The 25,564-nt window shown below is 67.0% G+C and carries 23 protein-coding genes and 1 pseudogene; 16 read left to right on the forward strand and 8 right to left on the reverse strand.

The window, feature by feature from the left end:
- The first annotated feature begins 6 nt into the window (after positions 1–6).
- Positions 7–801 carry a polysaccharide deacetylase family protein gene (locus ACP696_RS01865; RefSeq protein ID WP_426011494.1) on the forward strand — a complete coding sequence of 265 codons (795 nt, stop codon included), beginning with the start codon at positions 7–9 and terminating at the stop codon, positions 799–801.
- 352 nt (positions 802–1,153) lie between these two features.
- Here ACP696_RS01865 and ACP696_RS01870 read toward each other — a convergent pair whose 3' ends face one another.
- The 3 genes from ACP696_RS01870 to araD1 all read right to left on the reverse strand — a co-directional run bounded on the left by ACP696_RS01870 (position 1,154) and on the right by araD1 (position 5,246).
- On the reverse strand, positions 1,154–2,302 hold the full coding sequence (locus ACP696_RS01870) for an aldose epimerase family protein (RefSeq protein WP_426011493.1): 1,149 nt from the start codon (positions 2,300–2,302) through the stop codon (positions 1,154–1,156).
- Positions 2,303–2,466: 164 nt separating this feature from the next.
- Entirely contained in the window at positions 2,467–3,993 is a 1,527-nt protein-coding gene (locus ACP696_RS01875) for an aldehyde dehydrogenase (NADP(+)) (RefSeq protein WP_426011492.1), read from the reverse strand.
- Positions 3,994–4,253: 260 nt separating this feature from the next.
- Complete coding sequence (araD1, locus tag ACP696_RS01880; protein ID WP_426011491.1) at positions 4,254–5,246, reverse strand: AraD1 family protein; 993 nt, start codon at positions 5,244–5,246, stop codon at positions 4,254–4,256.
- Between the two features lie 343 nt (positions 5,247–5,589).
- Between araD1 and ACP696_RS01885 the strand changes: the two genes are divergently transcribed.
- The 3 genes from ACP696_RS01885 (at position 5,590) to ACP696_RS01895 (ending at position 10,029) form a co-directional block, all read left to right on the forward strand.
- A complete protein-coding gene (locus tag ACP696_RS01885; protein WP_426029685.1) occupies positions 5,590–6,318 on the forward strand; it encodes a FadR/GntR family transcriptional regulator in 729 nt (242 codons plus the stop codon).
- Positions 6,319–6,589: 271 nt separating this feature from the next.
- Positions 6,590–8,392 carry an IlvD/Edd family dehydratase gene (locus ACP696_RS01890; protein ID WP_426043415.1) on the forward strand — a complete coding sequence of 601 codons (1,803 nt, stop codon included), beginning with the start codon at positions 6,590–6,592 and terminating at the stop codon, positions 8,390–8,392.
- A 74-nt stretch (positions 8,393–8,466) separates the two neighbouring features.
- Entirely contained in the window at positions 8,467–10,029 is a 1,563-nt protein-coding gene (locus ACP696_RS01895; RefSeq protein ID WP_426043416.1) for an alpha-N-arabinofuranosidase, read from the forward strand.
- A gap of 135 nt (positions 10,030–10,164) precedes the next feature.
- On the opposite strand, the gene ACP696_RS01900 is transcribed toward ACP696_RS01895, so the two are convergent.
- The 5 genes and pseudogenes from ACP696_RS01900 to ACP696_RS01920 all read right to left on the reverse strand — a co-directional run bounded on the left by ACP696_RS01900 (position 10,165) and on the right by ACP696_RS01920 (position 15,141).
- A complete protein-coding gene (locus ACP696_RS01900) occupies positions 10,165–10,551 on the reverse strand; it encodes a hypothetical protein (protein WP_426043417.1) in 387 nt (128 codons plus the stop codon).
- Between the two features lie 309 nt (positions 10,552–10,860).
- Positions 10,861–10,980: pseudogene (locus ACP696_RS01905) on the reverse strand (IS5/IS1182 family transposase); the annotation flags it as partial.
- A 105-nt stretch (positions 10,981–11,085) separates the two neighbouring features.
- Positions 11,086–13,506, reverse strand: coding sequence for a TonB-dependent receptor (locus tag ACP696_RS01910; RefSeq protein ID WP_426043418.1), 2,421 nt, complete (start codon positions 13,504–13,506; stop codon positions 11,086–11,088).
- Positions 13,507–13,508: 2 nt separating this feature from the next.
- Entirely contained in the window at positions 13,509–14,504 is a 996-nt protein-coding gene (locus ACP696_RS01915) for a FecR family protein (RefSeq protein ID WP_426011486.1), read from the reverse strand.
- Positions 14,505–14,616: 112 nt separating this feature from the next.
- Positions 14,617–15,141, reverse strand: a complete 525-nt coding sequence (locus ACP696_RS01920) for an RNA polymerase sigma factor (RefSeq protein ID WP_426011485.1) — start codon at positions 15,139–15,141, stop codon at positions 14,617–14,619.
- Between the two features lie 256 nt (positions 15,142–15,397).
- On the opposite strand from ACP696_RS01920, the gene ACP696_RS01925 reads away from it, so the two are divergent.
- The 12 genes from ACP696_RS01925 (at position 15,398) to ACP696_RS01980 (ending at position 25,515) form a co-directional block, all read left to right on the forward strand.
- Positions 15,398–16,075, forward strand: a complete 678-nt coding sequence (locus ACP696_RS01925) for an MtnX-like HAD-IB family phosphatase (RefSeq protein WP_426011484.1) — start codon at positions 15,398–15,400, stop codon at positions 16,073–16,075.
- 14 nt (positions 16,076–16,089) lie between these two features.
- Positions 16,090–17,487: an aspartate aminotransferase family protein gene (locus ACP696_RS01930; RefSeq protein WP_426011483.1), complete on the forward strand. Its 1,398-nt coding sequence runs from the start codon at positions 16,090–16,092 to the stop codon at positions 17,485–17,487.
- Positions 17,488–17,494: 7 nt separating this feature from the next.
- The gene (locus tag ACP696_RS01935; RefSeq protein ID WP_426011482.1) at positions 17,495–18,403 is read left to right on the forward strand and encodes a hypothetical protein; all 909 of its coding nucleotides are present in this window, start codon (positions 17,495–17,497) and stop codon (positions 18,401–18,403) included.
- Complete coding sequence (locus ACP696_RS01940) at positions 18,400–18,768, forward strand: permease (RefSeq protein WP_426011481.1); 369 nt, start codon at positions 18,400–18,402, stop codon at positions 18,766–18,768. The genes ACP696_RS01935 and ACP696_RS01940 overlap by 4 nt, the downstream gene beginning before the upstream one ends.
- A complete protein-coding gene (locus ACP696_RS01945) occupies positions 18,765–19,601 on the forward strand; it encodes an alpha/beta hydrolase (protein ID WP_426011480.1) in 837 nt (278 codons plus the stop codon). Before ACP696_RS01940 ends, ACP696_RS01945 begins: the two co-directional genes overlap by 4 nt.
- Positions 19,594–20,706, forward strand: a complete 1,113-nt coding sequence (locus tag ACP696_RS01950; protein WP_426011479.1) for a GNAT family N-acetyltransferase — start codon at positions 19,594–19,596, stop codon at positions 20,704–20,706. The genes ACP696_RS01945 and ACP696_RS01950 overlap by 8 nt, the downstream gene beginning before the upstream one ends.
- On the forward strand, positions 20,703–21,128 hold the full coding sequence (locus ACP696_RS01955; protein WP_426011478.1) for a hypothetical protein: 426 nt from the start codon (positions 20,703–20,705) through the stop codon (positions 21,126–21,128). The genes ACP696_RS01950 and ACP696_RS01955 overlap by 4 nt, the downstream gene beginning before the upstream one ends.
- Positions 21,125–22,255 carry an ABC transporter permease gene (locus ACP696_RS01960; RefSeq protein WP_426011477.1) on the forward strand — a complete coding sequence of 377 codons (1,131 nt, stop codon included), beginning with the start codon at positions 21,125–21,127 and terminating at the stop codon, positions 22,253–22,255. Before ACP696_RS01955 ends, ACP696_RS01960 begins: the two co-directional genes overlap by 4 nt.
- 8 nt (positions 22,256–22,263) lie before the next feature.
- Entirely contained in the window at positions 22,264–23,169 is a 906-nt protein-coding gene (locus ACP696_RS01965; protein ID WP_426011476.1) for an HlyD family secretion protein, read from the forward strand.
- Complete coding sequence (locus ACP696_RS01970) at positions 23,166–24,488, forward strand: TolC family protein (RefSeq protein ID WP_426011475.1); 1,323 nt, start codon at positions 23,166–23,168, stop codon at positions 24,486–24,488. The genes ACP696_RS01965 and ACP696_RS01970 overlap by 4 nt, the downstream gene beginning before the upstream one ends.
- Positions 24,485–25,159, forward strand: a complete 675-nt coding sequence (locus ACP696_RS01975) for an ABC transporter ATP-binding protein (protein WP_426043419.1) — start codon at positions 24,485–24,487, stop codon at positions 25,157–25,159. Before ACP696_RS01970 ends, ACP696_RS01975 begins: the two co-directional genes overlap by 4 nt.
- A 74-nt stretch (positions 25,160–25,233) precedes the next feature.
- Positions 25,234–25,515, forward strand: a complete 282-nt coding sequence (locus tag ACP696_RS01980) for a hypothetical protein (protein WP_426011474.1) — start codon at positions 25,234–25,236, stop codon at positions 25,513–25,515.
- The last annotated feature ends 49 nt before the right edge of the window (positions 25,516–25,564 follow it).

Here is a 25,564-nt window from a genome sequence, read left to right on the forward strand (position 1 = left end):
TTCGCCATGTTGCCAAATCGTCTTCTGATCGCGGTCATCCTCGGTCCCGAGCTCGCCCGCTGGAAAGCTGGCGGCCATGGACCGTTGGTCTGGTGGCGGGATGACGATGCCCGCCAGCCAGGCCCGGCCCTTGACCGGCTACTCGCCCTGTCGCGCCGCTTCGATGCACCCATCACCTTGGCCGCAGTGCCGGACGGCGACATACCGGCCCTGTCGAAGACCTGTCGCGAGACGCCGTGCGTCGAACTCGCCATCCACGGGTTCCGCCACGAGAACAGGGCTCCGCCTGGCCAGCCTTCGGGCGAGGTCAACGAACTCGACCTGCTGACCGACGTCATCCAGGAGCTCGGCGAAGCGATCGAGGTGTTCCGTCGCGCGGGTGTCAGGGCCAGCCTGTTCGTGCCGCCATGGAACAACGCCCATCCGACCCTGAAGACCGCGCTCCGCTTGCGGGGGTTGACGCTGTCCTGCTACGGCGAGATGCGCGACGAGCACGAACCGACGGCGCGCCTGGACACCCATTTGGATATCATGCGCTGGAAACCTCGCGCCCGCTTTCGGGGCGCGGTTCGCTTTCTTCTGAGAACCCGTCGTCATCTCGCCGAACGCCGCCTCAAGACGCTATGGGACGAGCCCGTGGGCCTGTTGACCCATCATCTCGACCATGACGAAGCGGCATGGCACTTCCTTGAGGCCCTGCTGCCCGTGGTCAAGCCGGTCAGCCGCCGTTCATTGGCCGGCGGCCCCGTCGGCATGGGCGCGCTCGCCTCCGCGACAACGCCGTCGCTGAAAGTCGGCTAGGCCTCCGCGTCACCGTGATGGATTGACCACGATATATTGGACCGTCGTCCGCGAATATTAGGGCGCGTACCAGGTGCTACCGCACCTGCGAGTAGCTCAAGCCGTTGACGATCACCGTTGAGCAACCTCGAAGAATGCTCACGGCGTCTTGCCTCCCAGCCAATATGGTTTGAAGAGCTGGCAGAATGACCCCGCCGCTCACGGCGGTATATCGGGGGATTTCCCTGGGCGGGTCTCGCCAGAACCCCGACAGACGAAATGTCTTTTCCCGGCGATTCCAAGGAAATGCCGCGGCGGCCCGGATTCCGTCGAATAGCCCCCGCCGCCGTCGATGCGGATGAAGCGGCTGGACCTATTTGTCGATCGTCAGCCTGAAAATCATTGTGTTCCGATAGGTCTGGCCCGGATCCAGACGCGCCGAAGCGAAGCTCGGCTTGTTGGGGGCGTCTGGAAAGCGTTGCGGCTCCAGCGCGATACCGTCGCCTTGACGATAGATCCGCCTGCTCTTGCCGACCGTCGTGCCGTCGATGAAGTTCCCCGAGTAGAACTGAATGCCGGGCTGATCCGTCAGGATTTCCAGCCCCCGGCCGCTCTTGGGATCGGACAGGCGGGCGGCCAGGCGCGGCGCCGCGCCGGAGGTTCCCGTCAGGACGTAATTGTGGTCGTAGCCTCGGCCGATGACCAGTTGGGGGTCGCCAGCGTCGCGGATCCGATCACCGACGGCCGTTGGAGCGCGAAAGTCGAACGCCGTCGTCGCCACGGGGGTGATTACGCCGGTCGGAATGAGCTCCGCGTCGACGGGGGTATAAGCATCGGCGGTCAGGGTCAGGACATTGCCCATCGCCCCCTCGGCCGCGCCCTCACCGGCGAGGTTGAACAGGGCGTGATTGGTTAGATTGACGATGGTCGGCTTGTCGGTCGTCGCGGCATAGGTGATCGTCAGCTCGTTGTTCTCGTTCAGCGCATAGGTCGCCGTGGCGGTCAGGGTTCCGGGATAGCCCTCGTCGCCGTCCGGACTGACATGGCTGAAGGTCACGGAGGTCACCGGGCCGCGTTTGACCTCTTGGACCTTCCACACGACCTTGTCGAACCCCTTGGTCCCACCGTGCAGGGCCGCGACGCCGTTGTTGTTCAGGGCCAACTGATAGGTCTTGCCGTCCAGGCTGAACTGCCCCTTGCCAAGGCGATTGGCGAAGCGCCCGACCGAGGCGCCAAAATAGCTGGCGTTACGGACATAGGCGCCGGCGTCGGCGAAGCCCAGCGCGATGTCGGCGGACTTTCCGCTCCGGTCCGGAGCGATCAAGGCCTGCAGCGTCGCGCCATAGGTGATCACCGTGGCGCTTACGCCGTGACCATTGCTCAAGGTGATGGCTTCGACGGCCTCGCCAGACGGTGTCTGGCCGAACGACCTGCGGGCGTAGTCCCCCGCCAGACCGGTCGTCGGCAAGACAGCGGCGGTCAGCAGGATGGCGCCATAGAAGGCGCGACGCCGAGCTTTCATGAATTCCTCTCCAGAGCGGACTGCGCGACTCTAACCGACGGAACGGTCGCTTCAGGTCATATACTCAGACAAATAATTCAGACGCAATCCGGCTTGTCGGCAGTCGACCATGGACCGATGCAACCAGGTCGCCGCGCATCGGCGACCTGATCTTCAGAGCTGTTCTAAAAAACGCCGTCGGTCGCGCGCGCGACGCCCAGCGGATTGCCGTCCTGCAGAGCGGCCGGCAGCAGATTACCCGGAATGTCCTGATAGCAAACGGGCCGCAGGAAGCGTTCGAGCGCTCGGGTGCCGACCGACGTTCCGCGCGGGTCGGAGGTGGCCGGGAAGGGGCCGCCATGGACCATGGCGTGCGACACCTCCACGCCGGTCGGCCAGCCATTGGCCAGGATTCGCCCGGCCTTGCGCTCCAGGATCGGCAGCAGGCTCCGCACCAGATCGGAGTCGGCGGCGTCCATGTGCAGAGTGGCCGTCAACTGGCCTTCCAGGCTTTCGAGCAGCATCTGAAGCTGCTCAAGGTCCCGAACACGGACGATCAGCGAGGAAGAGCCAAAGACTTCGTGGCCTAGCACCGCGTCGCTCAGGAAGGTCTTGGCGTCGACCTCGAACAGCGCGCCGACCGCCTGGTTGACGCCGTCCCCGACGCAACCACGCCCCAGTAGGCGGACGCCGTCGCGGCCGGCGAGGCGATCGACACCCTGCTCATAGGCGCCGAAAATCCCGGGGGTCAGCATGAGATGCGGCGCGGCGGCGTTGAGCGCCGCGCTGGCGGAAGCCGTGAAGCGCTCCAGGTCGGGGCCCGCGAGCGCGAAGATCAGGCCGGGATTGGTGCAGAACTGGCCCGCGCCCAAGGTGAGGGAGCCGATGAACGCCGCCCCCAGGGCCTCGGCTCGCGCCGCCAGGGCGCTCGGACACAGGACCACGGGATTGACGCTGCTCATCTCGGCGAAGACCGGAATGGGTTCGGGTCGCTCGGCGGCGATCTTGACCAGGGCCACGCCGCCAGCCCTTGAGCCGGTGAAGCCCACAGCCTTTACGCGCGGATCGCGCACCAGGGCGCCGCCCAGCGCGTGCGACTGCCCCGTCAGCAGAGCGAAGACGCCGCTCGGCAGTCCGTCCGACGCAACAGCGCGCGCGATCGCCCCGCCGACCAGGGCGCCGGTATTGGGGTGGGCGGGGTGGCCCTTGACGATCACCGGGCAGCCCGCAGCCAGGGCCGAGGCGGTGTCACCACCCGCCGTCGAGAAGGCCAGTGGGAAGTTGCTGGCGCCGAACACCACCACGGGACCCAGCGGAATGAAACGCTGGCGCAGGTCCGAGCGCGGCATGGGCTGGCGGTCGGGCTGGGCCGGGTCGATGCGCGCGCCGATCCAGTCGCCGCGCCGCACCACCTGCGCGAACAGCCGGAGCTGACCGGTCGTGCGACCGCGCTCTCCAGTCAGCCGGGCCTGCGGCAGGCCGGTCTCGGCCATGGCGGTCTCGATCAGTGGGTCGCCGATCGCCTCGATCTCGCTGGCGATCGCCTCCAGAAACGCCGCGCGGGTTTCCAGGTCGGTCTCGCGATAGACGTCAAAGGCGGCCGCTGCGGCGGCGCAGGCTGCGGCGATCGCCGCCGCGTCCGGCTCGACGAAGCTTGGCCCGAAGGCCTCGTTGGTGGCGGGATTGAGAGCTCGCAGCGCGGCGTCTGACATTTGGATACTCGCTTGTTCCACAAGGGCTGGCGCAACGCCCTTCGCCCCAACAGGGGGGCGGCGGACGTGGCGCAACGGGCTGATATCCACGTCGCTTTTGACGGTTGGCGATCAGATTGGCGAAGGCGTTGTAGCGACCGGGAGGCTCGGCGCCAGGCGCCTCAAGGATCGGGGTCACATCGGTCCACAATTTGGCGGCGCCGTGTGACAGTTTCAACTGGCCCTGCACGTTTCAATCGCGATGCCGAGCTTTCAGACCGTCACAGACTGCGCACCGTCACCTGACGTGGCTGCGCCTGGGCCAGGCTGTTTCGGGCGGGGTAGAGGAAGGGCGCGGCGCTGATCTCGAAAATGTCGTCCAGCTTGGTCTGGAACCCCTCGGAGAACGACAGGGTGGCGGCGCCGAAGAAGTGGATGTGAATATCGCCTGGGCGACGAAACAGGTCGTACTTGAAATGGTGATGTTCGAGGTTGGCGATGGTGTGGGACATGTTGACCTCGCCCGACAGGAAAGGCTTTTCCCAGACGATCTCATTGCCGCGCAGGATGCGGCTGGCGCCGCGGACGTCGGCGGGCAGTTCGCCGGTCAGCAGCTCGGGACCCAGGGCAGCTTGGCGCAGCTTGGAGTGAGCCAGCCACAGATAGTTCCCACGCTCGACGATATGGTCGGAAAACTCGTTGGCCAGGCAAAAGCCCAGGCGGTGGGGCGAACCGTCCGATCCGATCAGATAGACGCCCGCGATCTCGGGCTCCTCGCCGCCGTCCTGGGCGAAGGCGGGCGAGGTGAGGGGACTGCCCGGCCCGACCACGTGCGAGCCATCGCCCTTGTAGAACCATTCCGGCTGCGCCCCGACGGCGCCTGGGGCGGGCTTTCCGCCCTCGACGCCCATCAGGAACATGCGCATGGAGTCGGTGAGCTGTTCTCCGGCCTGGGCGGCCTTGTGCATCTTGTCACGCCCTTCGGCCGAACCCAGATGGGTCAGGCCCGTGCCGGTCAGGATGAGGTGGGCGGGGTCAACATGGTCGATGGGAGCCAGGACCCGGCCATCGGCGAGCGCCGAGGGGATGTCGATCTCTTCGCCCAGCGGGCTCGACTGCGCCGCCTCGACTAGGGTGGCGCCGACACCAAGCGCCATCTGAGCCAGATCATAAAGCGTATCGGCCACTTCCACGCGGCGGGCCAGGCCGGCGTCGTTGACCGCGGCGAGGGTTCGCCGGTCCGGTTCCTTCAACTGCACGAACCGAAACACCATGCTCTATCCGCCTCACGCGCCGTCCGCCATTAAGTCTGACAAATAGCAATTTAGATGAGCTGTCAAACTAGCTTCCGTAGCGGAGGCCGCAAAAACAGGAAAGAAAAACGCTTAGAATTTCGACCCTGGTAAAACACCACCACCTGTCGCCTGTCGTAATCATTGTGTTACTCGCGAGTCTGGCCGGATCGCGGCCGGGCCGTGGTCGACGCTGAAATTTTCTTGTCGTCAGACAAATTGTCTTCCTAGTGTCGCCGCGAGATGGCCGGAAGCGATGGACGATAGCCGTCCGCCCGAGGGGCCGAGGCGGAGCAGAGGGCACGTGCGAAAGACGAAAGACACGATGGGCGACGGCGATCCGGGGCGCGAGCCGCATCGGGGGCGCATCCACGGCTCGATCGCCCGCACACTCGGCGTGGCCATCGTCTCGGGGCAATATGCGCCGGGCGACATTCTCAACAATGAGATCGATTCCAGCGAACAGCTGCAGGTCTCCCGCAGCGCCTACCGTGAGGCTATCCGCATCCTGGCCGCCAAGGGCCTGGTCGAGAGCCGGCCGAAGACTGGCACCCGGGTCACCCCCCGCGCCCGATGGAGCTTGCTGGACCCGGAGGTCTTGGCCTGGCTCTTCGTGTCGGAGCCAAGCGAGGAGTTCCTCAAGGGCCTCTATGAATTGCGGATGATCGTCGAGCCGGCGGCCGCCGCCCTGGCCGCGGAGCGCCGCGACGCGCGGCAATTGGAGCGGATGCGCCAGGCCCTGATCCAGATGCAGCACGAGACCCTGGCCACCGAGGCTGGCCAGGCCGCCGACCGCGATTTCCATGACACCGTGCTGGAAGCGACCTGCAATGCGCCGCTGTTCACGCTGAGCAGCAGCATCGGAGCGGCCGTCCGCTGGACGACGATCTTCAAGCAGCGCAAGCGCGAGCTGCCGCGCGATCCGATGCCCGAGCACTGGATGGTGTTCGACGCCATCGCCGCGGCTCGCCCCGACCAGGCTCGTGAAGCCATGGAGCGTTTGGTCAGTCTGGCGCTGCAGGATACCCGCGCGGCGATCGATCCGAAGAGGTAGACGCGCAAGCTGCGCTACGCAGGCGGATTTCCGCGTAAATTGCCGTGGATTGCCCATCGTCCGAAAATAGGTAGCGCTGCCTTCCCTTTGTGAAAGCGGCTCATGACCGTTGTCAGCGGCGTGGCTCCGCGTTGACGCATGGGAGTGCTCGGTATAGTCAGACAAATGAATTGGAATGAGACGGTCGGATGTCGCTGACCCGCTGACGTGGCGGATCAATAGTCAGTACGTCGCGACGGACCCTTCCGGTGTCGCCGTGCCAAGGATCGTCATGAGCTCTAACGCTGTTCCGCCCCGCGCCCTTCGTTCGCGCGCCTGGTTCGACAACCCGGACAACGCGGACATGACGGCGCTCTATCTTGAGCGCTACCTGAATTTCGGCCTGTCTCTGGACGAGCTGCAGTCGGGCAAGCCGATCATCGGCATCGCCCAGACCGGCAGCGACCTCTCGCCCTGCAACCGTCACCATCTGGTCTTGGCCGAGCGTGTCCGCGAGGGCATCCGCACGGCAGGCGGCATCGCCCTGGAATTCCCGGTCCACCCCATCCAGGAAACCGGCAAGCGACCGACCGCCGGCCTGGACCGCAATCTGGCCTATTTGGGCTTGGTCGAGACGCTCTACGGCTATCCGATCGACGGCGTCGTACTGACGATCGGCTGCGACAAGACCACCCCAGCCTGTCTGATGGCCGCCGCCACGGTCAATATTCCCGCCATCGCCCTGTCGGTCGGCCCCATGCTGAACGGTTGGTACAAGGGCGAACGCACCGGCTCGGGCACCATCGTCTGGAAGGCCCGCGAGCTGCTGGCGGCCGGCGAGATCGACCGCGCCGGTTTCATCAAGCTGGTCGCCAGTTCGGCCCCCTCGACAGGCTACTGCAACACCATGGGCACGGCCACGACCATGAATTCGCTGACCGAGGTGCTGGGCATGTCGCTGACCGGTTCGGCGGCCATTCCCGCGCCCTACCGCGACAGGCAACAGAACGCCTACGAGACGGGCCTTCGGATCGTCGATCTGGTCAGCCAGGACATCAAGCCGTCCGACATACTAACCCGCGACGCCTTCCTCAACGCCGTGGTTGTCAACTCAGCGATCGGCGGCTCGACCAACGCCCCGATCCATCTCAACGCCCTGGCCCGCCACATCGGTGTGGAGCTGAGCGTCGACGATTGGCAGACCTATGGTGAAGAGGTGCCGCTGCTGGTCAATCTGCAGCCGGCTGGCGAATATCTCGGGGAGGACTACTACCGGGCCGGCGGCGTGCCGGCCGTGGTCAATCAGCTGATGAGCCAAGGCCTGATCCGCGAGGACGCCTTGACGGTCTCGGGTCAAAGCCTGGGCGACGCCTGCCGGGACGCCATCATCGAAGACGAGGCGGTCATACGGCCCTTCGACAAGCCGCTGGTCCAGCGGGCCGGCTTCGTTGTCATGCGCGGCAATCTGTTCAATTCGGCGATCATGAAGACCAGCGTCATCACCGCCGAATTCCGCGATCGCTACCTTTCCGACCCCGACGATCCAGACGCCTTCGAAGGCGACGCGATCGTGTTCGACGGGCCGGAGGACTATCACCGGCGGATCGACGATCCATCGGTGGGCATCACCGAGCGTAGTGTGCTGTTCATGCGCGGCGCCGGACCGATCGGCTATCCCGGCGCGGCCGAGGTCGTGAACATGCGAGCCCCTGATTACTTGATCAAGCGCGGCATCCATCAGTTGCCCTGCATCGGCGACGGGCGTCAGTCGGGCACTTCGGGCTCGCCGTCGATCCTCAACGCCTCACCCGAAGCCGCCGCTGGCGGAGGCCTGGCCTTGCTGAAGTCCGGCGACCGGGTGCGAGTCGACCTGCGCAAGTCGAGGGTCGATGTGCTGGTGACGCCGGAAGAGATCGTCGCGCGTCGCGCGGCGCTCAATCGGGCAGGGGGCTTCGCCTATCCCGAAAGCCAGACGCCCTGGCAGGAGATCCAACGGGCCATCGTCGGCCAGATGGAAACCGGTGCGGTGCTGGAGCCTGCGGTCAAGTACCAGCGCATCGCCCAAACCAAGGGCCTGCCGCGCGACAACCACTAAGGCGACGGGGGCCTCGCCCCGGTCGCGAACGCCAACGAGCCGGTCAACCGGCGGGGAAACCTGGAGGGAACTACGTGAAGCTGACCACGCTGAAGCACGCGCTCGTCGCGGGCGCCGCCATCGCGATCCTGGCCACCGGCGTCGCGAGCGCCCAGACCGCCGTCACCGCGACCTTGCACGCCGACCAGCCCGGCGCGGTCATCCAGCCCGAGGTGTACGGCCAGTTCGCCGAGCATCTGGGCCGGGGCATCTACGAGGGTGTCTGGGTTGGGGAGGACAGCAAGATCCCCAACACCAAGGGCTACCGCAACGACGTCGTCGCGGCGCTGAAAGCCATCAAGGTGCCGCTGGTGCGCTGGCCCGGCGGTTGCTTCGCCGACGACTATCACTGGCGCGAGGGGGTGGGCCCGCGCGACAAGCGCCCGACCAAGGTCAATGTGAGCTGGGGCGGGGTCGAAGAGACCAACGCCTTCGGCACGAACGAATTCATGGAATTCGCCGAACTCATTGGCGCCAAGACCTATGTCGCCGGCAACGTCGGCACCGGCTCGCCCCAGGAGATGGCCGAGTGGGTCGAATACATGGTCTCGCCCACCAAATCGACGATCGCCAACCTGCGCCGCGCCAACGGCCGCGAGCAGCCGTGGAAGCTCGACTATTTCGGCGTTGGCAATGAGAACTGGGGCTGTGGCGGCCAGATGACTGCGGCCCACTATACCGACCTCTATCGCAACTTCGCCGAATTCATCCGTGTGCCTCAGGGAACCAAGACCCAGAAGATCGCCGGCGGCGCCAATAGCGACGACTATAGCTGGACCGAGACCATGATGGCCGGCGCGGCCAAGAACATGGACCAGATCAGCGTCCACTATTACACCATCCCCAGCGGCCGGTGGTCGATCAAGGGTTCGGCCACGAAGTTCGACGAGCAGGTCTGGGCCGACACCATGGTGCAGGCGCTGCGCATGGACGAGATGATCACCAAACACAGCGCGATCATGGACAAGTACGACCCGCAGAAGCGCGTCGGCCTGGCCGTCGACGAGTGGGGGATCTGGCATGATGTCGAGCCCGGCACCAATCCGGGTTTCCTCTATCAGCAGAACACCATGCGCGACGCCGTGGCGGCCGCCGCGACCCTGAACATCTTCCACAAGCACGCCGACCGGGTGCGGCTGACCGCCATCGCCCAGATGGTCAATGTACTGCAGGCGATGATCCTGACCGACAAGGACAGGATGGTCCTGACCCCGACCTACTGGGTCTACGATCTGTACAAGCCGTTCCAGGGCGCGACGTCGCTGCCGCTCGAGGTTGACGGCCCCGCCTATGTGATGGGCAAGGACAGCGTGCCTTCCGTCAGCGCCTCGGCGGGACGCGATACGGCTGGCGTGGTGCACGTGGCGTTGGTGAACCTGAATCCGAACACGCCGGCCACCGTGAAGATCAAGCTCGCGGGTGTGGCCGGCAAGAGCGCGAAGGGCAGGGTGCTGACCGCCTCGACCATGAGCGCTCACAACACGTTCGACGCGCCAAACGTCGTCAAGCCCGCCGCCTTCAACGACGCGCAGATCAAGGGCGCCACGCTGACCGTCACCCTGCCGGCAAAGGCCGTGGTCGTGCTGGACCTGACCTAGGGTCTGGCGACGACTGCCCGGCGCCGCCATCCCCGTGCTGGAGGCGGCGCCGGCTGGTCTCGCCCAGAGACTTGAATGTCTCGGATCGAGGTTCGGAAGCGTCGCGCTCATTCCGCCGAGGGCGCCAATGACGTCTCAGAGCAGGCTCTGTTGCACGGAGACCGGCGAGGCAAGATCGGAAAGCTCGCCTCTGCGGGGTAGCTCGATTTTCGCGCTGAATCGGATGTCGACGTCACGATCCTTTGTGAAACCGATGAGCGCATCGGCGCCCAGGCGCGACCAGGGATTGCCGCGATTGGCCCCCTCTGGGATGCGCGGCAACAGGCCCGGCTTGTCGTTCCAGGCCAGCAATTGCTCGGCCGAGATGATGTTCAGCATGTCTCGCAGGTGAGGGGCGGTGACATAGGCGTCGGGCATGGCGCGATGAGCGGGCAGGCTAAGTTGGGGGTTCAAGCCGTCGGGCATCCGCTCGTAGCGGAGCATCTGGTTCGAAAATTCCGGCAGGTCGGGCCAGAGGCGCAAGGCGCATTTCCAGGTGCAGATCCAACGCGCGCCGTCCGCCAGTCGCGGCGTGCAATACCGTTGCTCGAACGCCGCCCGCCGGCTTCAGGATGGGTGGTGCGGCGTCCTTCCAGGACTTCGCGCCGGCGACGTCCGCATCGACGATGTGATGAACCGCCGTGGTCGCCGACGAGATGGGGCGGCCAGGATCGAGGAAGACCGCGCCGCGCTCATCGTTGACGACCCGCCGCCCGTCGCCTCCGAGCGCCACGTCCTGCCAGCCGATCTCGCAAACGTCGTGGGCGGACGACCCGGCTGTCTCCAAATCTATAATGCGCACACGACCGTCAGCCGGCTGTCCTTCGCCGTCCCGCCAACATGACCTTCACGGCCCGGAAGACTCTCCTTGATCCGCTCCCATTGGTCGTCCCGCAGTCCATAGCGACGTATCAGCCAGCCTTCCTCGAAGCCGACCTCCTATGAACCACTCAGCCTCATATTTGGGAATCCCGTAACTGAACACAGGCCCTAGCCTCGGCTGGTCTATCGGCTGGTCTAGAAGTGTGCGGACATTCGCAGGGCGATGGTCCTCGGCCGAGGCGGGGTGATGATCTGGTCGCGGGTGATCAGGAACGGGTTGCCGAACGAGAAGCTGTTGGCGTGCGCGCCCAACGGATTGTCCACCGTCGCGGCGAGGGTCCAGGCCCCGGCCTCCAGGCTGGCGACGCCGCGAAGGCCCAGATATTCGCCCATCTCATGCATGTTGTCGGCGTCGAAGGTCACATAAGAAGCTCCGACATAGGTCGCTTGGCCTTGCAGGCGCAGGGTCAGCTCATGGGGCAGGGGGCGATGATAGTCGGCGGCGATGCTGGCCGAGGTCCGAGCCACGCCAGGAAGGCTGGCGTCGTGGCGTGAACTGAAGTCGAGGTTCTGGCGGGTGATCTGCGGATCGTTCAGCAGGGCGGCGGCGCGCAGGTCGATCTGGTCGTTCAGGCGCAGGGCGGCCTCCGCCTCGACACCCCGGTTGGCTCCGTTGCCGATATTGGCCGTGAAGGCCGTGCCGTCGGCCAGGTACTGGTCACTCTGCACCGCTTCCCAAGTCGCGTAGAATAAGGCGACCCGCGCCTGGAGGCGATCGTCCCAGCCCCGCAGCTTGACGCCGAGCTCATAGTTCCAAAGCTCGTCGGCCTGGTATCGACGCGCTGGCGCTCCGGCGACGTCGAAGGCCTGGTTGATCCGGCCAGCGGTATTGAACCCGCCGGGTCGGTAGCCCTCGGCGGTTTGGGCGTAGAACAGCAAACCAGGCCGTGCTGCGTAGCTCAGCAGGATCTTGGGTGAGAGGCCTGTGGCGTTGTCCGAGCCACTGAATACGCGCTGGCCGGTCGTCTGGAGGATCCGGGAGTCGGTGTCGAACCGGAAGTCGAACCAGCGAAGGCCGGCGGTCGCCGATAGACGCTTGGTGGCGTCGAACGTGACCTCGCCATAGAGCGCTGTCTCGTTGATCTTGTCGCGTCGCTGCTCGTCGTAGCCGGTCAGACCCGACGCCGTGAGCCCGTGTAGCAGGCTGTGCAGGTGGATCGCCCCGGTCGAGCCGAAAGCGCCGACCAGGCCATGAATCCGATGCTCGCTCGGCGTGGCGTAAGTGACCTCCCCAACCGTCAGGTCAATGGCTTTTTCCTCGTCGAACGCCGCCGGGCCGCCGCGGAGCCCGTATAGTGTCGCTACCGAAGTGGCGTCATAACGGCTGTCGAAATGGTGCGACAGGCGCGACACCGATCCGGTCAACCGCCCCCAGCCGCCGTTTCCCGCCAGGGTCAGGGAGACGTCGTCGAAATCGTTGTCGTGCGGCTCGCGCACGGCGTTGTCGCGCAGACGCGGCCCCAGACGACGCAGGCCGTATTGAGTGTCGCTGTTGTTGATCGACTGGGTGGTCAGACCCAGCGTGGCCGTCCAATGCGGCGAGAGCGCCGCCCGCAGGGTAGCCCGCACGCCCTCGCGCTTGGAGCCATTGACGTGCTTGAGGCCGAGGGTCGGGTTGGCGATGTAACCGGTCTGGCTGTCGCGATAAGCGACCGCGCGCAGGGCAACCCGACCGGGGATGAGGGGAATGTTAGCCGTCGCCTCCAGTTCGTCGCCCACCCCGCCGTTCCAGATATAGGCCAGGCCCGCCAGGACGTTGGCTTGATAGCGGTCGAGGTCGGGCTTACGCGTGGCGATGCGCAGGACCCCGCCCAACGATCCACCGCCATAGAGCGTGCCCTGGGGGCCGCGCATGACCTCGACTCGCTCGATGTCGGCCAGGCGCAGGTCCGGGTCCGGCGCGCTGTAGGTGATCGGCACGTCATCCAGATAGAGCGCCACCATCGACTGGGCCTGGCCTGTGAAGGCGCCGTCCGAGAGGCCGCGCAGCAGGATCTTGTCGCGCCCGGGGCCCAGGTTGGTCACGGTCATGCCAGCGACCTGCCCGGTGAGATCGGCCAGGCTGGTGAGGGTCTCGCGAGCGATCGTAGATCCCGATACGACGGAAATGGCGTACGGCGTGCGGCCGGGCAGGTTAGGGTAGCGTTGGGCCATGACGACGACCTCGCCCCAGCCTAGGCTCGTGGTTGGAGCGACGACGGAAGCGGGGCGGGCCCGGGGCGGCGCGGTTTTGCGGATCACCACCGTGCGCGGGTCGGGCATGACATAGTTGCAGCCGCTGTGTTCGAGGATCCGTTCTAGCGCCGTCTGAGAAGACATCCGGCCGTAGAGGGCCGGCGCGGCGCCGACGCAGGCTTCCAGGTCGCCGCCCAGGGACAGGTCCGCCTGCAGCGCGAAGTCGATCAGGGAAGCACGGACGGGTTTGGCTGGAATCTGCAGGCGCACGGGAGCGGATGGCCTCTCGGCGGGCGCGGCGTGCGCCGCCCCGGCGCCCAGGCCGGCCATCAACACGAAGGGCCAAGCTCCGTGGCGGCGGATCAACGACTTGCGTCGCATGGTCAGCGTCGGGTCGCCTTGGCCTTGAGGACGATCTCGCCGCCGCTGCGCTGGCTGACGATCGGTGCGAACAATTCCAAACGCCGGATCATCGCCGCTTCCTCGTCAACCAACAGCACACAGGAGACTTTGACCGAAGCGGCGTTCGGATCAACCCGTATCGGCGTGGCGACGTAGCGGTTCAGGTCGGCGACCACCTCTGCCAAGGAGGCGTCACGATAGACGAGATTGCCCGATTTCCAGGCGAAGGCTGCATTCGGATCCGTGGTGCGAATCAGTGAGGTGGCTTGGCCGGGCGATTGGACCAATTGCTGGCCCTTGGCCAGGCGCACAGCGCCCTGCTGCCCGCCCGATACCGAGACCAAACCCCGCCGCACGGTGACGGCCAGGCGGTTATCATGGCTGAGGATGTTGAATTCGGTGCCTAGGACACGAATCTCCCGGCCAGCCACCGCGACCACGAAGGGTCGGTTTTCCAGGTGGGCGACATCGAAGCTGGCCTCGCCGTCGACCAGGGTCACGTCACGCTCGGCGTGCGTCAGCCTTACCCGCAAGGTCGTGGCACCGCCCAGGGTCAGGCGCGTGCCGTCGGCCAGGGCGACCTCCCGGGTCTCGCCGCGCTGGGTCGCATAATCGGTGAAGGTCGAGCGGCTCAGTTGCGGCAGCACGGCCAATACCACGGCGGCGGCGGCCGCCGCGGCCGTGGCCAGGCCGGCCCAGACCCAGCGCCGCGCCGGCGGCTTGGGGCGGGGGGTGAACGGCAGGACGTTTCCGGCCACGACCTCGGGCGCAACGGCGGCGGGGATCTCGCCGGCAGGCAAGTCTTCCATTTCGATCCACAGCGCCTCGACCTCGTCATAGGCCGCAGCGTGGGCAGGGTCGGCTTCGAGCCAGGCTTGGAACGCGGTCCAGTCTTCCAGACCGGCGTCACCCTGCAGGCGCGCGAACCAGTCGCTCGCCGCCTGTTGGATGGAATCGGTGGTGACGGACTGTGTCATCGACGGGTCGTGCTTCCTTGGCGCCGGGCTGGGGAGGGCGCTTGCCACAATGACGCCATGACCGGAAAAGTCCCTCCTCGGTTCTTCAGGAGGTGATGCCAAAAAGACACGGTCATCGGCCGACCCTGCTGACCAGATGGCTCAGAGCCAGGCTGACATGCTTCTCGACCGAACTTCGAGAAATGCCCATTCGCGTCGCGGTCTCGACATGTGTCAGGCCCTCGAACTTGTGCAGGCGGAACACCTGCTGGGTCACGGGCGACAGGGTTTTCATCGCCTCGGAGATTTTCTCCAGACGCTGGCGGGCGATGACGGCGCTCTCGGCGTCGGGCTCTTCAGCCACATCCAGAGCGCCGACCGTGGTGTGGTTGGCGCGCCGCCATTCGGTTTCGCGCGCGCCGGCCCGCTTGGCGCGGCGCAGTCGGTCCAGCATCAGGTTGGAGGCCAAGCGGTAAAGATAGGCGGGCGGGTTGTCGATCAACTCGTCCGCGACCGCCTGAACCTTCAGATACAGCTCCTGAACCAGATCCTCGACATCGGCTTGACCGCCCAGGCGCGCCTGGAAGAACCGCCGCGTGTCTTCGCGCCGCTCCAGATAGACGGCCGCGAGCGGCGAAAGGTCCTGCAGGTCCTCCATGGTCAGCCGCGCATCCGCGCCAGGCGCCGCGCCAAGGCGGCGCTGGAAAACGAAACGGACGCGTCGGTGTTCATCACAAAGACGATCGGTCCGGTTGGAGGGAGTTGGCGGGGCCAAGAGACATCGCGCGGCGGCGACTTCAAGGCAAGGCTCGGAACGGCTGCCCCGCCGCCGGTGAAAATTCGATGAGGGGGCTCAGTACACACGGCGTCATTGGCTCGAACGGCGCGGGGGCGTCTGGAGCCAAGTCGGTGCGATGCGGATATTTTGCGATTTCGACGGGACCATCGCCAAGGTCGACACGACCGACCTTGTCCTGACCCGTCTGGCCGAGCCGGCCTGGGAAGAGCTCGAAGAGCGCTGGACCCGGGGCGAGATCACCGCCGCCGAGTGCATGCGAGGCCAGGTCGCGCTGATCGGTGGCGACGATGCGGCGCTGGACGCCCTGCTCGACACCGTGGAACTGGCCGACGGCTTTTCGGAGTTCGTCGCCTGGTGCCAGGCCAACGCCCTTTCGCTGACCGTGGTCAGTGACGGCGTCGATCGTTTCATTTCTCGCATCCTGGGCCGCCACCGCCTGGGTCATCTGCCGGTGATCGCCAATCATCTGGTCGGCAGCGCCGAGATGGGTAGACGGCTGGAGCAGCCTTGGTCGCGCGCCGGCTGCGCCGCCGGCTCGGGCGTCTGTAAGTGCCAGGTCGCGGACAAGTCCGACGAGCGGGCCAGCGATCCTGGGGACCTGATGGTCTTCATCGGCGACGGGCGCTCCGACTTCTGCGTCTCAAGCCGCGCCGACCTGCTGTTCGCGCGCGACAAGCTGGCCGCCTACGCCCGCTCGCGGGCCATGCCGCACCACGAATTCTCCGACTTCCACACCATCACGACGACGCTCGCGGCCGCCCACGGCCGCTTGGCGCGCCGCGCCGCCATCTGACCGGAGTTTATCCCATGTACGATGCTGAACAGACCCCCGAAGTCCTAGACGAAGCCGCCTTGCGCGAACTTGAGGCCCAGTACTGCTCCTACGGCGACACCGTGCACTATCTGCCGGAACCGAAGTTCTTCGACGGATGCGAAGGCTCGTTCATGTACGACGCTCAGGGGCGCCAGTTTCTTGATCTGCAGATGTGGTACTCGGCCGTCAATTTCGGCTACCGCAACCCGCGCTTGAACGCCGTCGCCCACCGTCAGCTCGACACCCTGCCGCAGGTCGCCAGCCAGTACCTGCATCGCGAGAAGGTCGAGCTGGCGGCGATGATCGCCCAGGACGCCGAGAAGAAGTTCGGCCGCAAGGGCCGGGTCCACTTCAATGTCGGCGGCGCCCAGGCGGTCGAGGACTCGCTCAAGCTGGTGCGCAACGCCAGCAATGGCAAACAGTTGATGTTCGCCTTCGAGGGCGGCTATCACGGCCGCACCCTGGGCGCCTCGGCGATCACCTCGTCCTACCGCTATCGCCGGCGCTTCGGTCACTTCAGCGACCGCGCCCAGTTCATCGAATTTCCGTATCACTTCCGTGGCCCCAAGGGCATGAGCAAGGAAGAGTACGGCGAGGCCTGCGTGGCCAAGTTCGCCCGCCTGTTCGAGACTGAATATAACGGCGTGCTCGACACCAAGACCGGCCAGGCCGAATTCGCCGCCTTCTATATCGAGCCGATCCAGGGCGCCGGCGGCTATGTGATCCCGCCGCCCAACTTCTTCATCGAGCTGAAGAAGGTTCTCGATCAGCACGGCATCCTGCTGGTGGTCGATGAGATCCAGATGGGCATGTGGAGGACCGGCAAGCTGTGGTCGATCGAGCACTTCGGCGTGCAGCCCGACGTGCTGGTGTTCGGCAAGGCCTTGACCAACGGCCTCAACCCGCTGTCGGGCGTCTGGGCTCGCGAAGAGCTGATCAATCCAGAAATCTTCCCTCCGGGCTCGACCCATTCGACGTTCAACTCCAACCCAATGGGCACGGCCGTGGCGCTGGAAGTCCTTCGGATGACCTCGGAGGTCGATTACGGCGCCAAGGTCCTGGAGAAGGGCGCCTACTTCCTGGAGGGCCTGAAGGACCTGCAAAAGCGCTGGCCGCAGATCGGCGACGTGGACGGCCTGGGCCTGGCCTTGCGCGCTGAGATCTGCGAGGCCGACGGCTTCACCCCCAACAAGGCCCTGCTTAACCGCATGGAAGCCGAAGGGATGAAGGGCGACATCGAGGTCGACGGCAAGCGCTACGGCTTGATCCTCGACGTCGGCGGCTACCACAAGAACGTCATCACGCTGGCCCCGTCGCTGGAGATCAGCAAGGGCGAAATCGACCTGGGCCTGAAGCTGCTCGACGCAATCCTGCGTCGCTGCGTCGACTGATCAACGCATGCGTCCCGTATTCCTGAACCTGGATGGCGCCTTGGGCGAGCAACCCGCCTTGCTTGGCCAGGCGGGCGGGCGGGCGATTGAAGCGCGTGATTTGGGGCCGGCTCTACGCCTGTGGAGCCGCCCCCGGGCCTTGGCGGCGCTCGCCGATCGCCTGCGCGAGCAACCGATCGGGCCAGGACCCGAGATGGTGTTCGCCGGCTCGGGGGACTTCCATCACGTCACGCCGCTGCTGATCGAGCGGGCCATTGAGAGGGCGCAGGCCGGGCCCGTGACCGTCGTTCACTTCGACAACCACCCCGACTGGGTGCGGTTCGAGAACGGCCTTCACTGCGGGTCTTGGGTCGGACGCGCGGCGCGGCTGCCGGGCGTGACCAAGGTGGTCACCGTGGGCGTCTGCAGTGGCGACATCGACCGTCCCGAAACCAAGCGCGCGGATCTTGATCTGGTCGCCGAAGGTCGGGTCGAGCTCTACCCCTGGCGCGCCCCGGATGGCGGCCCGGTCCTGCGGATCGGCGACCAGGGCTGGCCATCCATGGCGGCGATGGGCGAGGGCGGTTTCCTCGAACTGCTGGTGTCCAGGATCACGACCCAGGCCGTCTACATCACCATCGACAAGGACGTGCTGCGCGCCGATGACGCCGTCACCAACTGGGATCAAGGCGAGTTGAGCCTGGATGGCTTGGAGCGTCTGATCCGCGCGGTGGCGGGCCGGGCGCGCGTGATCGGGGCCGACGTGGTCGGAGACTGGTCCGCGCCGCGCTATGGCCCGGACCTGCTGTCGAACCTGCTCAAACGCGGCGAGGCCTTCCTCGACCAGCCGCGCGGGCGCGTTCCGGGGGACCTGGCGCGGACCAACGAGGCGGCGAACCTGCGGCTGCTGTCGTTGTTTTCGGAGCTCGCGTCGTGAGCTCGACCCTGACCGCCGCCAGCGCGGGCCTGCTCGCCTTTTGTATCGTCACCGAGATCGGCCGCGAACTCAGCTTCAAGGCCGCGTCCGACGGCGCCGAGGGCAAGCCGGCCTACCTCGCCGCCCTGGCCCTGCAGCCGGTGCTGTGGCTGGGGATCGTCTTCTGGTTCGTCGAGATGATCGCCTGGCTGCTGGTGCTGGAGCACACGCCGCTGGGTCTGGCCTTCCCGATCATGACCCTGACCTATGCCGGCGTGCCCCTGGCCGGGACCCTGATCCTCAAGGAGCGCCTGGCCCCGATGCAGATCGCGGGCGCCGCCCTGGTCGCCGTCGGCGTCACCTTCGTGGGGCTGTCGGGGCTATGACCGTTCAACCGCTCAGACTGGCGGGCAAGTCCGGCCATGGCGTCCTGCTGGTCCACGGCCTGACCGGCGCGCCGGCCGAGATGAAACCCCTGGCCAAGCGCTTGGCGCGTCGTGGTTTCGAGGTCGCCGCGCCCTTGCTGGTCGGACACGGCGTCGACGAGGCCACCCTGCTCAAGACCACATGGCGCGACTGGCTGGACGGCCTGTGCCGCTCTTATGACGCTTTCGCCGCAGAGGTCGATACGGTGCACGTGGCCGGTATCTGCGTCGGCGGAGCCCTGGGCCTGATGCTGGCCGCCGAGCGCCCCGCGATCCGCGCCGCAGCGGTCTATTCGATGACCTTCGAATATGACGGCTGGAACATGCCGCGCTTCGCCGTCGCCGCGCCAGTGATCCAACTGGCCGCCAACCTCCCTGGCGTGCGCCGGTTGGCCTGGGCTGAGACCCATCCCTTCGGTCTGAAGGACGAACGCTTGCGCAGCCTGGCCCAACGCGCGCCGGACAGCCTGATCGAGGGCGCGATCGACCGCCTGCCGCTCGGGGCGCTGTTCCAGATGTATCGCCTGGGCCGGCATCTGGAGCGGATGGGCAAGGCGATCACGACCCCGACCCTGATCCTGCACGCGCGCGACGACGACATGAGCCATCCGCGCAACGCCTACCGGCTGCAGAGCGCCTTGGGCGGGCCCACGCGGCTGCATCTGCTGGAAGACAGCTACCACATGATCCACGTCGACCAGGAGCGCGACGTGGTCGCGGCCATGACCGCCAGCTTCTTCGGCGCCGTCGAGCCCCAGGGCGACCCGGTGTTGGGACGGCGATCGCATGTTTGAGACCCGTGTCCTCACTAGCCTGGACGACCTACCGCGCGCCAGCTGGGACGCCCTGTTCGGCGGCGCGCTGGAAGGCTTCGACTATCTGCGGGCGGTCGAGAGCGCGGCGCTGGAGGGGTTTGGCTGGCGCTATGTCCTGGTTCAGCGCGACGGACGTCTGGTCGGCGCAGCGCCGGCCTTCATCACCGACTATCGGCTCGAGACCACCTTCGAAGGGGGCGGTCGCAAGGTGGCCGAACAGATCCGTCGGCTCGCGCCGGGCGTAATGACGCCAAGGCTGGCCTGCCTGGGATCACCTTGCGCGGAGACCGCGACCGTCGGTTTCGCGGCAGGACTATCTGAAGCCGATCGTCTCGCCGTCCTCGAGGCCCTGATCTTCGCCTTCGAGCAGGACGCGGCGCGGGCCGGGTGTTCGTTGATGGGCGTCAAGGACGCCGATCCTGCGCAGGCCGACCTGTGGTCAAGCGCCATGGCCGGGGCAGGCTACAGCGCCGTGCCCGGGCAGGCGATCGCCGATCTCGCCATCGATTTCGCCGATCTCGAAACCTATCTGGCGCGGCTGTCCAGCGGCGCTCGTCGCGACATGCGCCGCAAGCTGAGGTCGCGCGGCAAGGTGCGGATCGAACTGCGCGTGGAGCTGGGCGCGGACCTGCCTCGGGCCATGGCGCTCTATCGCCAGACCCTTGCCCGGGCCGACGCGCAGCTGGAGACCCTGACGCCGGGCTTCTTCAAGGCCGTGGCCGAGCGCATGCCCGGCCGGGCGGTGTTCGCCCTCTACTATGTCGAGGATGACCTGTTGGCCTTCAACCTGCTGCTCGAAGACGGCGAGGTCCTGCTCGACAAGTTCTTCTGCATGGAGGCCGCACGCGGCCGCGCCCACAACCTCTATTTTCTCAGCTGGTTCTTCAATCTGGAGCGCTGCCTCGAGCTTGGCTTGAAGCGCTACCAAAGCGGCCAGGCCAATCTGGGCGACAAGCTGCGACTGGGCAGTCGGCTGACCCCCGTGGCCATGTATTTCAAGCATCGCAATGGGCTGGTCAACGGCGCGCTACGCCTGCTGGCGCCGCTGCTCATGGGCGACGCGCTCGAAGGCTTGGCCGCATGAACATCGCGATCCACAAGCCGCGCCGCCGTTTCGCGCCGGCCATCCTGTTCGCCATCCTGCCGATCATCAGTCTGGCCTACCAGATCACCGCCAAGACCTCGGCCAACCAACTGGCGCACGCGCGGTTCGATCTGGCGTGGTTGGCCGCCGCCGCGCGCATGCCCAGCGTTCGGCTGTTGGTGGCGCTGGAGATCGCCGCCTTCGCGGCCTGGATGACGGTGTTGGCGGAGATGCCGCTCAGCGCGGCGTTCCCGTTGTCGGCTGTCAGCTATGTGCTGATCATCGCCGCCAGCGCGGTGGTCTTTCATGAGCCCATCAGCGGGCTGCAGGTGGTCGGCAGCCTGGCGATCCTGCTCGGCGTCCTGCTGATCGGCCGCGGCGCCAAGACGGTCGAGTTGGCCGCGTCGGAAGCCGACGCATGACCTCCATCGCGCTCAAGACCCTGTTGTTCGAGTGGCGTCGTTTCGCGCCGGCGGCCGTGGCGGTGGGCTTTTCCGGCCTTCTGGTGCTGCTGCAGGCCGGATTGATCCTGGGCGTGTTCTCTCTGGCCAGCGTCTACGTGACCAAGTCCTCGGCTGACCTGTGGGTTGGATTTCCGGGCGTGCAGAGCATCGATCTGGGCCGGCCGATCGGCGGGGCCACCGAGCTCTTCCTCCGCGCCGACCCGCGCATCGCCCAGGTCGAGCCCTTCTATTGGGGCACGGGCGAATGGCGCACCGGCCGGCACGGCATGGTCAATGTCTACATTGTCGGCCTGGACCCTATGCCTGGCGCGATGGTGCTGTCCGACGTCCTGTCGACCGACCTGCGCGCCGCGCTGGCCGAGCCGGACGCGGTGCTGGTGGATCGCGCCGACCTGGGCAAGCTGGAGACGAGCGTCGGGGGTCTCGCCGAGATCAACGGCCGGCGGGTGCGGATCGTCGGGGTCACCGAGGGGCTGCGCGCCTTGGGCGGTGTCAATGTCATCGCCTCGGCCGCCACGGCCCATCGGCTGGATACCGCCCTTGGTGACGGGGAGGGCGCGGCCTATTTCACCGCCCGGCTCAACGATCCTACCCAGGCCGCCGCGGCTGTCGCCGATCTGCGCGAGGTGGGACGCCAGCGGGGCTTCGAGCCGATGACCCGCCAGGCCTTCGCCGATCGAAGCGTCCGCTACTGGCTGAGCGAGTCAGGAGCCGGCGTAGCCTTCGTGTTCGGCAGCGCCGTGGCCATTCTGGTGGCGGTGATCGTCACCAGCCAGACCTTGGCGGCCGCCGTGGCCGCCTCTCTCAAGGACTACGCGGCCTTGCGGGCCCTGGGGTTCACCATCGGCGCCCTGCGCGTCATCGTCCTGGCCCAGACCGCCTGGATCGCGGCGGCCGGCGTGCTTCTGGCCGGCGTCCTGGCCGCGATCCTGGCGGCGGTGGCGACTGCGTCATCTACGCCCCTGGTGATGACCGCGCCGATGGTCGCGGGCGCGATCGGTCTGGTGGCGCTGGTCGCCTTCGGTTCCGGTCTCTGGGCGCTGCGCCGTGTCGCGCGGGCCGATCCCGCCGCGTTGCTTCTATGAGGTTTTTCATGGTCCTTCGCCACGCGCCGTCCGGCCGCGTCCTTTTACCGATCCTGCTGGCGACAGGCGCGTTGCTAACCGCTTGCCAGCGGGGACCTGACGCCGCTCACGCCCAAAACCGTCCAGCGGCTGCGGCCGTGGCCCGCGGCGTGGTCGCCATCGAAGGGGGCTTGATCCCAATCGCCGCGCCGCGTGACGGCCTGATCGCCAAGGTCAATGTCGAGGAGGGCGCGCACGTCGATCGCGGGGCGGTGCTGGCCCAGCTCGACACCGACCGCAGCGTCCTGCTGGCGGCCCAAGCCGCGGCGGAGACCGCGCAGGGAGAAGCCGCTTGGCGCGGCGCCCAGGCCAGGTCGTCCGCCGCCCAGGCCGAAGCCGCGCGCCTTGCGCGCCTGGCCTCGGCGGACGCCGTTTCAGAGCACGAGGCCAAGCAGGCCAGGCAGGCGGCGACGTTGACCTTGGCCCAGAGCGAGGAGGCGGCCCGCGCCGTGGACGTGGCGCGAACCCGCCAGCGCCTGGCCGAGCTGGAACGGACCGTCCGCACCGTCCGCGCGCCCATGTCGGGCCTGGTTCTGCGCCGAACAGCAGCGGTGGGCGCGGCTGCGGTCGCCGCCTCCGGTACGCCGCTGTTCGTTCTGGCCCCAGACGGCCCCCGGATCATCCGCGCCGAGCTCGACGAAGCCTTCGTCGGACGGATCAGCCCCGGGGCCAGCGCCTGGGTCACCGATGCGAGCGGCGGCGGGCGTGTCTTCAAGGCGCGGGTCGTGAGGATTTCGCCAGCGTTCGAGGCTGCGGCCCTGGACGACCAGCCGGGCGGACGCGCCGACGGTCGGGTGCTGCGCCTGATCCTGTCCATCGAAGAGCCAAACACCTTGCGACTGGGCCAGCGCGTGCTGGCGAGGATAGGACAATGATCGGGCATATTCTGGCCGCCGCCTTGGTCGCAACACCCGCGATGGCGTTCGCGGCGGCAAGGGGTGGGATGGATGCGCCTGTGGCCTCTGCACAATTGGAGCGGCCCTGGTCTCCAGATCTCGCCGATCCCGTTCTGGCGGATCTGCTGATCCGCACCGAACTGGGCTCGTTGGATATTCGCATGGCCCTGGCGCGGCTGGAGAAGGCCCGCGCCGATGTCGACCTGGCCCAGGCCGGGCGTCGGCCGCACCTGACGATCGGCGCCGAGGCCGCGATCGGCGGCGCCGATTTCTCGTCGAGCACCTCCGGGGTCGGCGCCCCGGTGCTAGGCAGCTACGAGGTCGACCTCTTCCACCGGCTCAAGCGGGGTCTGGATGCGGCCAGATCCGATGAGACCGCCGCCCTGCAGGACGCCGCAGCCGCGCGCCGGCTGGTGCTGGCGGAAGTGGCCAGGTCCTATGTGACCCTGCGCGCCGACCAGGAGCACCGGATCGCCGCCGAGCTCAAGGCGACCCTGGTCCAACGGACTGCGGATCTGATCCGCCACCGGACGTTGGAGGGTTCAGCCACGGACGGAGACCTGACGACCGCGCGCTCGGCTCAGGCCCAGGCGCGCGCCGAGGTTCAAGTCGCCGGTCACATCGTCGAGGCCAATTGTCTGCGACTGGGGCTGTTGCTCGGGCAAGAGGCTCCCATCGACGAGCCGGCCTATGCGGGCGACGAAATCCCGGTCACCCCGTCAGTTCACACGATCTCGTCCGAGGCCGTGCTGGCGCGTCCTGACATCCAGGCCGCGTTCGCCCGACTTCAAGCCGCCGACGCGCGTCGGGCCGAAGCCGTCGCCGCGTCGCGACCCCGCTTCATGCTGACTGCCGGGATCGGGTCGGGCGATCCCGACCTGCTCTATCTGCTGGACGTCCGAGCCTTGGCTTGGGCGGTCGCCGGTGGGCTGTCTCACGAGTTGCTGGACGGCGGCGCGGCCAAGGCTCGCAAGCGCGGCGCCGCGGCTGAAGCGGCGTTGGCCGAACTGGCCTATCGCAAGGCGGTCGGCGAGGCCTGGGGCCAATCGCGATTGGATCTGGCCACGCTGCAGGACGCCAGCGCAGCCGAGCATCTGGCGAGGAAGGCCTGGACCCAGGCGGTCGCGGGGTTCGGAGCGGGCCAGACGCGGCATCAGGACGGCGACATGGACGGGGTCGCCCTGGCCACGCTGGAGGCGCGCGCCGTGGACGCGGACGTGGCGCTGACCAACGCCCAGGCCGCCCGGGCCCGGGCCTATGTCGATCTGCTGTTGACCTTGGGCGGCCAAGCGACATGACGGTGTCGCTGCGCGCCGGAGCGGTGCGGAAACACTACGGCCAAGGTGTCCAGCGTGTTGATGCCTTGCACCCCGTCAGTCTGAGCCTGAGGTCCGGCGAGATGGTGATGATCACCGGCCCATCGGGATCGGGGAAGTCGACCCTGCTGGCGATTCTTTCCGGACTGCTGAGCCCCGATGCGGGATCGGTCGAGGCCCTGGGCAGCGCCTTGACGCCGATGAGCGGCGACCAGCGCGACCGCTTTCGGTTGGCCCATTCCGGTTTCATCTTTCAGGGCTTCCATCTGCTGCCCGCCCTGACCGCCAGCGAACAGGTCGAGATTGTGCTGCGGCGACTGGGCGTACCGGCGCGGGAGGCGAGGTCACGGGCCGCCCAGGCCCTGGCGGCGGTCGGTCTGGAGCGGCGGATGTCCAATCGACCCGGCGAGATGTCGGGTGGCGAAAAGCAGCGTGTCGCCATCGCCCGCGCCTTGGCCAAGCGCCCCGCCTTGATCTTCGCCGACGAGCCGACTTCGGCCCTGGACTCCGAGAACGGACGGCAGATCGCCGCTCTCCTCCGCGCCGAGGCGCACGCCAGCGGCGCCACGGTGGTGTGCGTGACCCACGACTCTCGGCTCGCTGACCTGGCCGATCAGGTCCTGTGCATGGAAGACGGCAGGATGCTGGCGTGAGCGACGCGTAAATCGGTGAGGGGCGGTAGGGCGTGCGGCGTCATTGGGCCAGACCTCCACGGGAGTATCGCGCCATGACCGACGCCCTTTTCGCCCACGCCTTCCTGACAGACGACGACATCGCCAACCTGATCTCCAGCAAGACTGGCCGCTACGGTCTGCAGCGCCCGACCCGGATCTGCGACCTGGGCCTGCCGCTGGAGGCCTATATGGCGGTGCTGGTCGAGATCGAGGACCATTTCCATGTCGAGATCGACGACCTCGTCGGCGCCGACTGCGCAACGCTCGGCGCGCTGATGGACCGTCTCAAGGCCCGCGTCTCGCCTCCCTCAAGCTTGCCACGCCGAGCGGCCTGACCAGCCCGTGCTGCGGTTGAAAAATCGGTGAGGGGTTTTCCTGGGCCTG

It is taken from the genome of Caulobacter sp. DWR3-1-2, from assembly GCF_049896225.1.
In the GTDB taxonomy this organism is placed as follows: domain Bacteria; phylum Pseudomonadota; class Alphaproteobacteria; order Caulobacterales; family Caulobacteraceae; genus Caulobacter.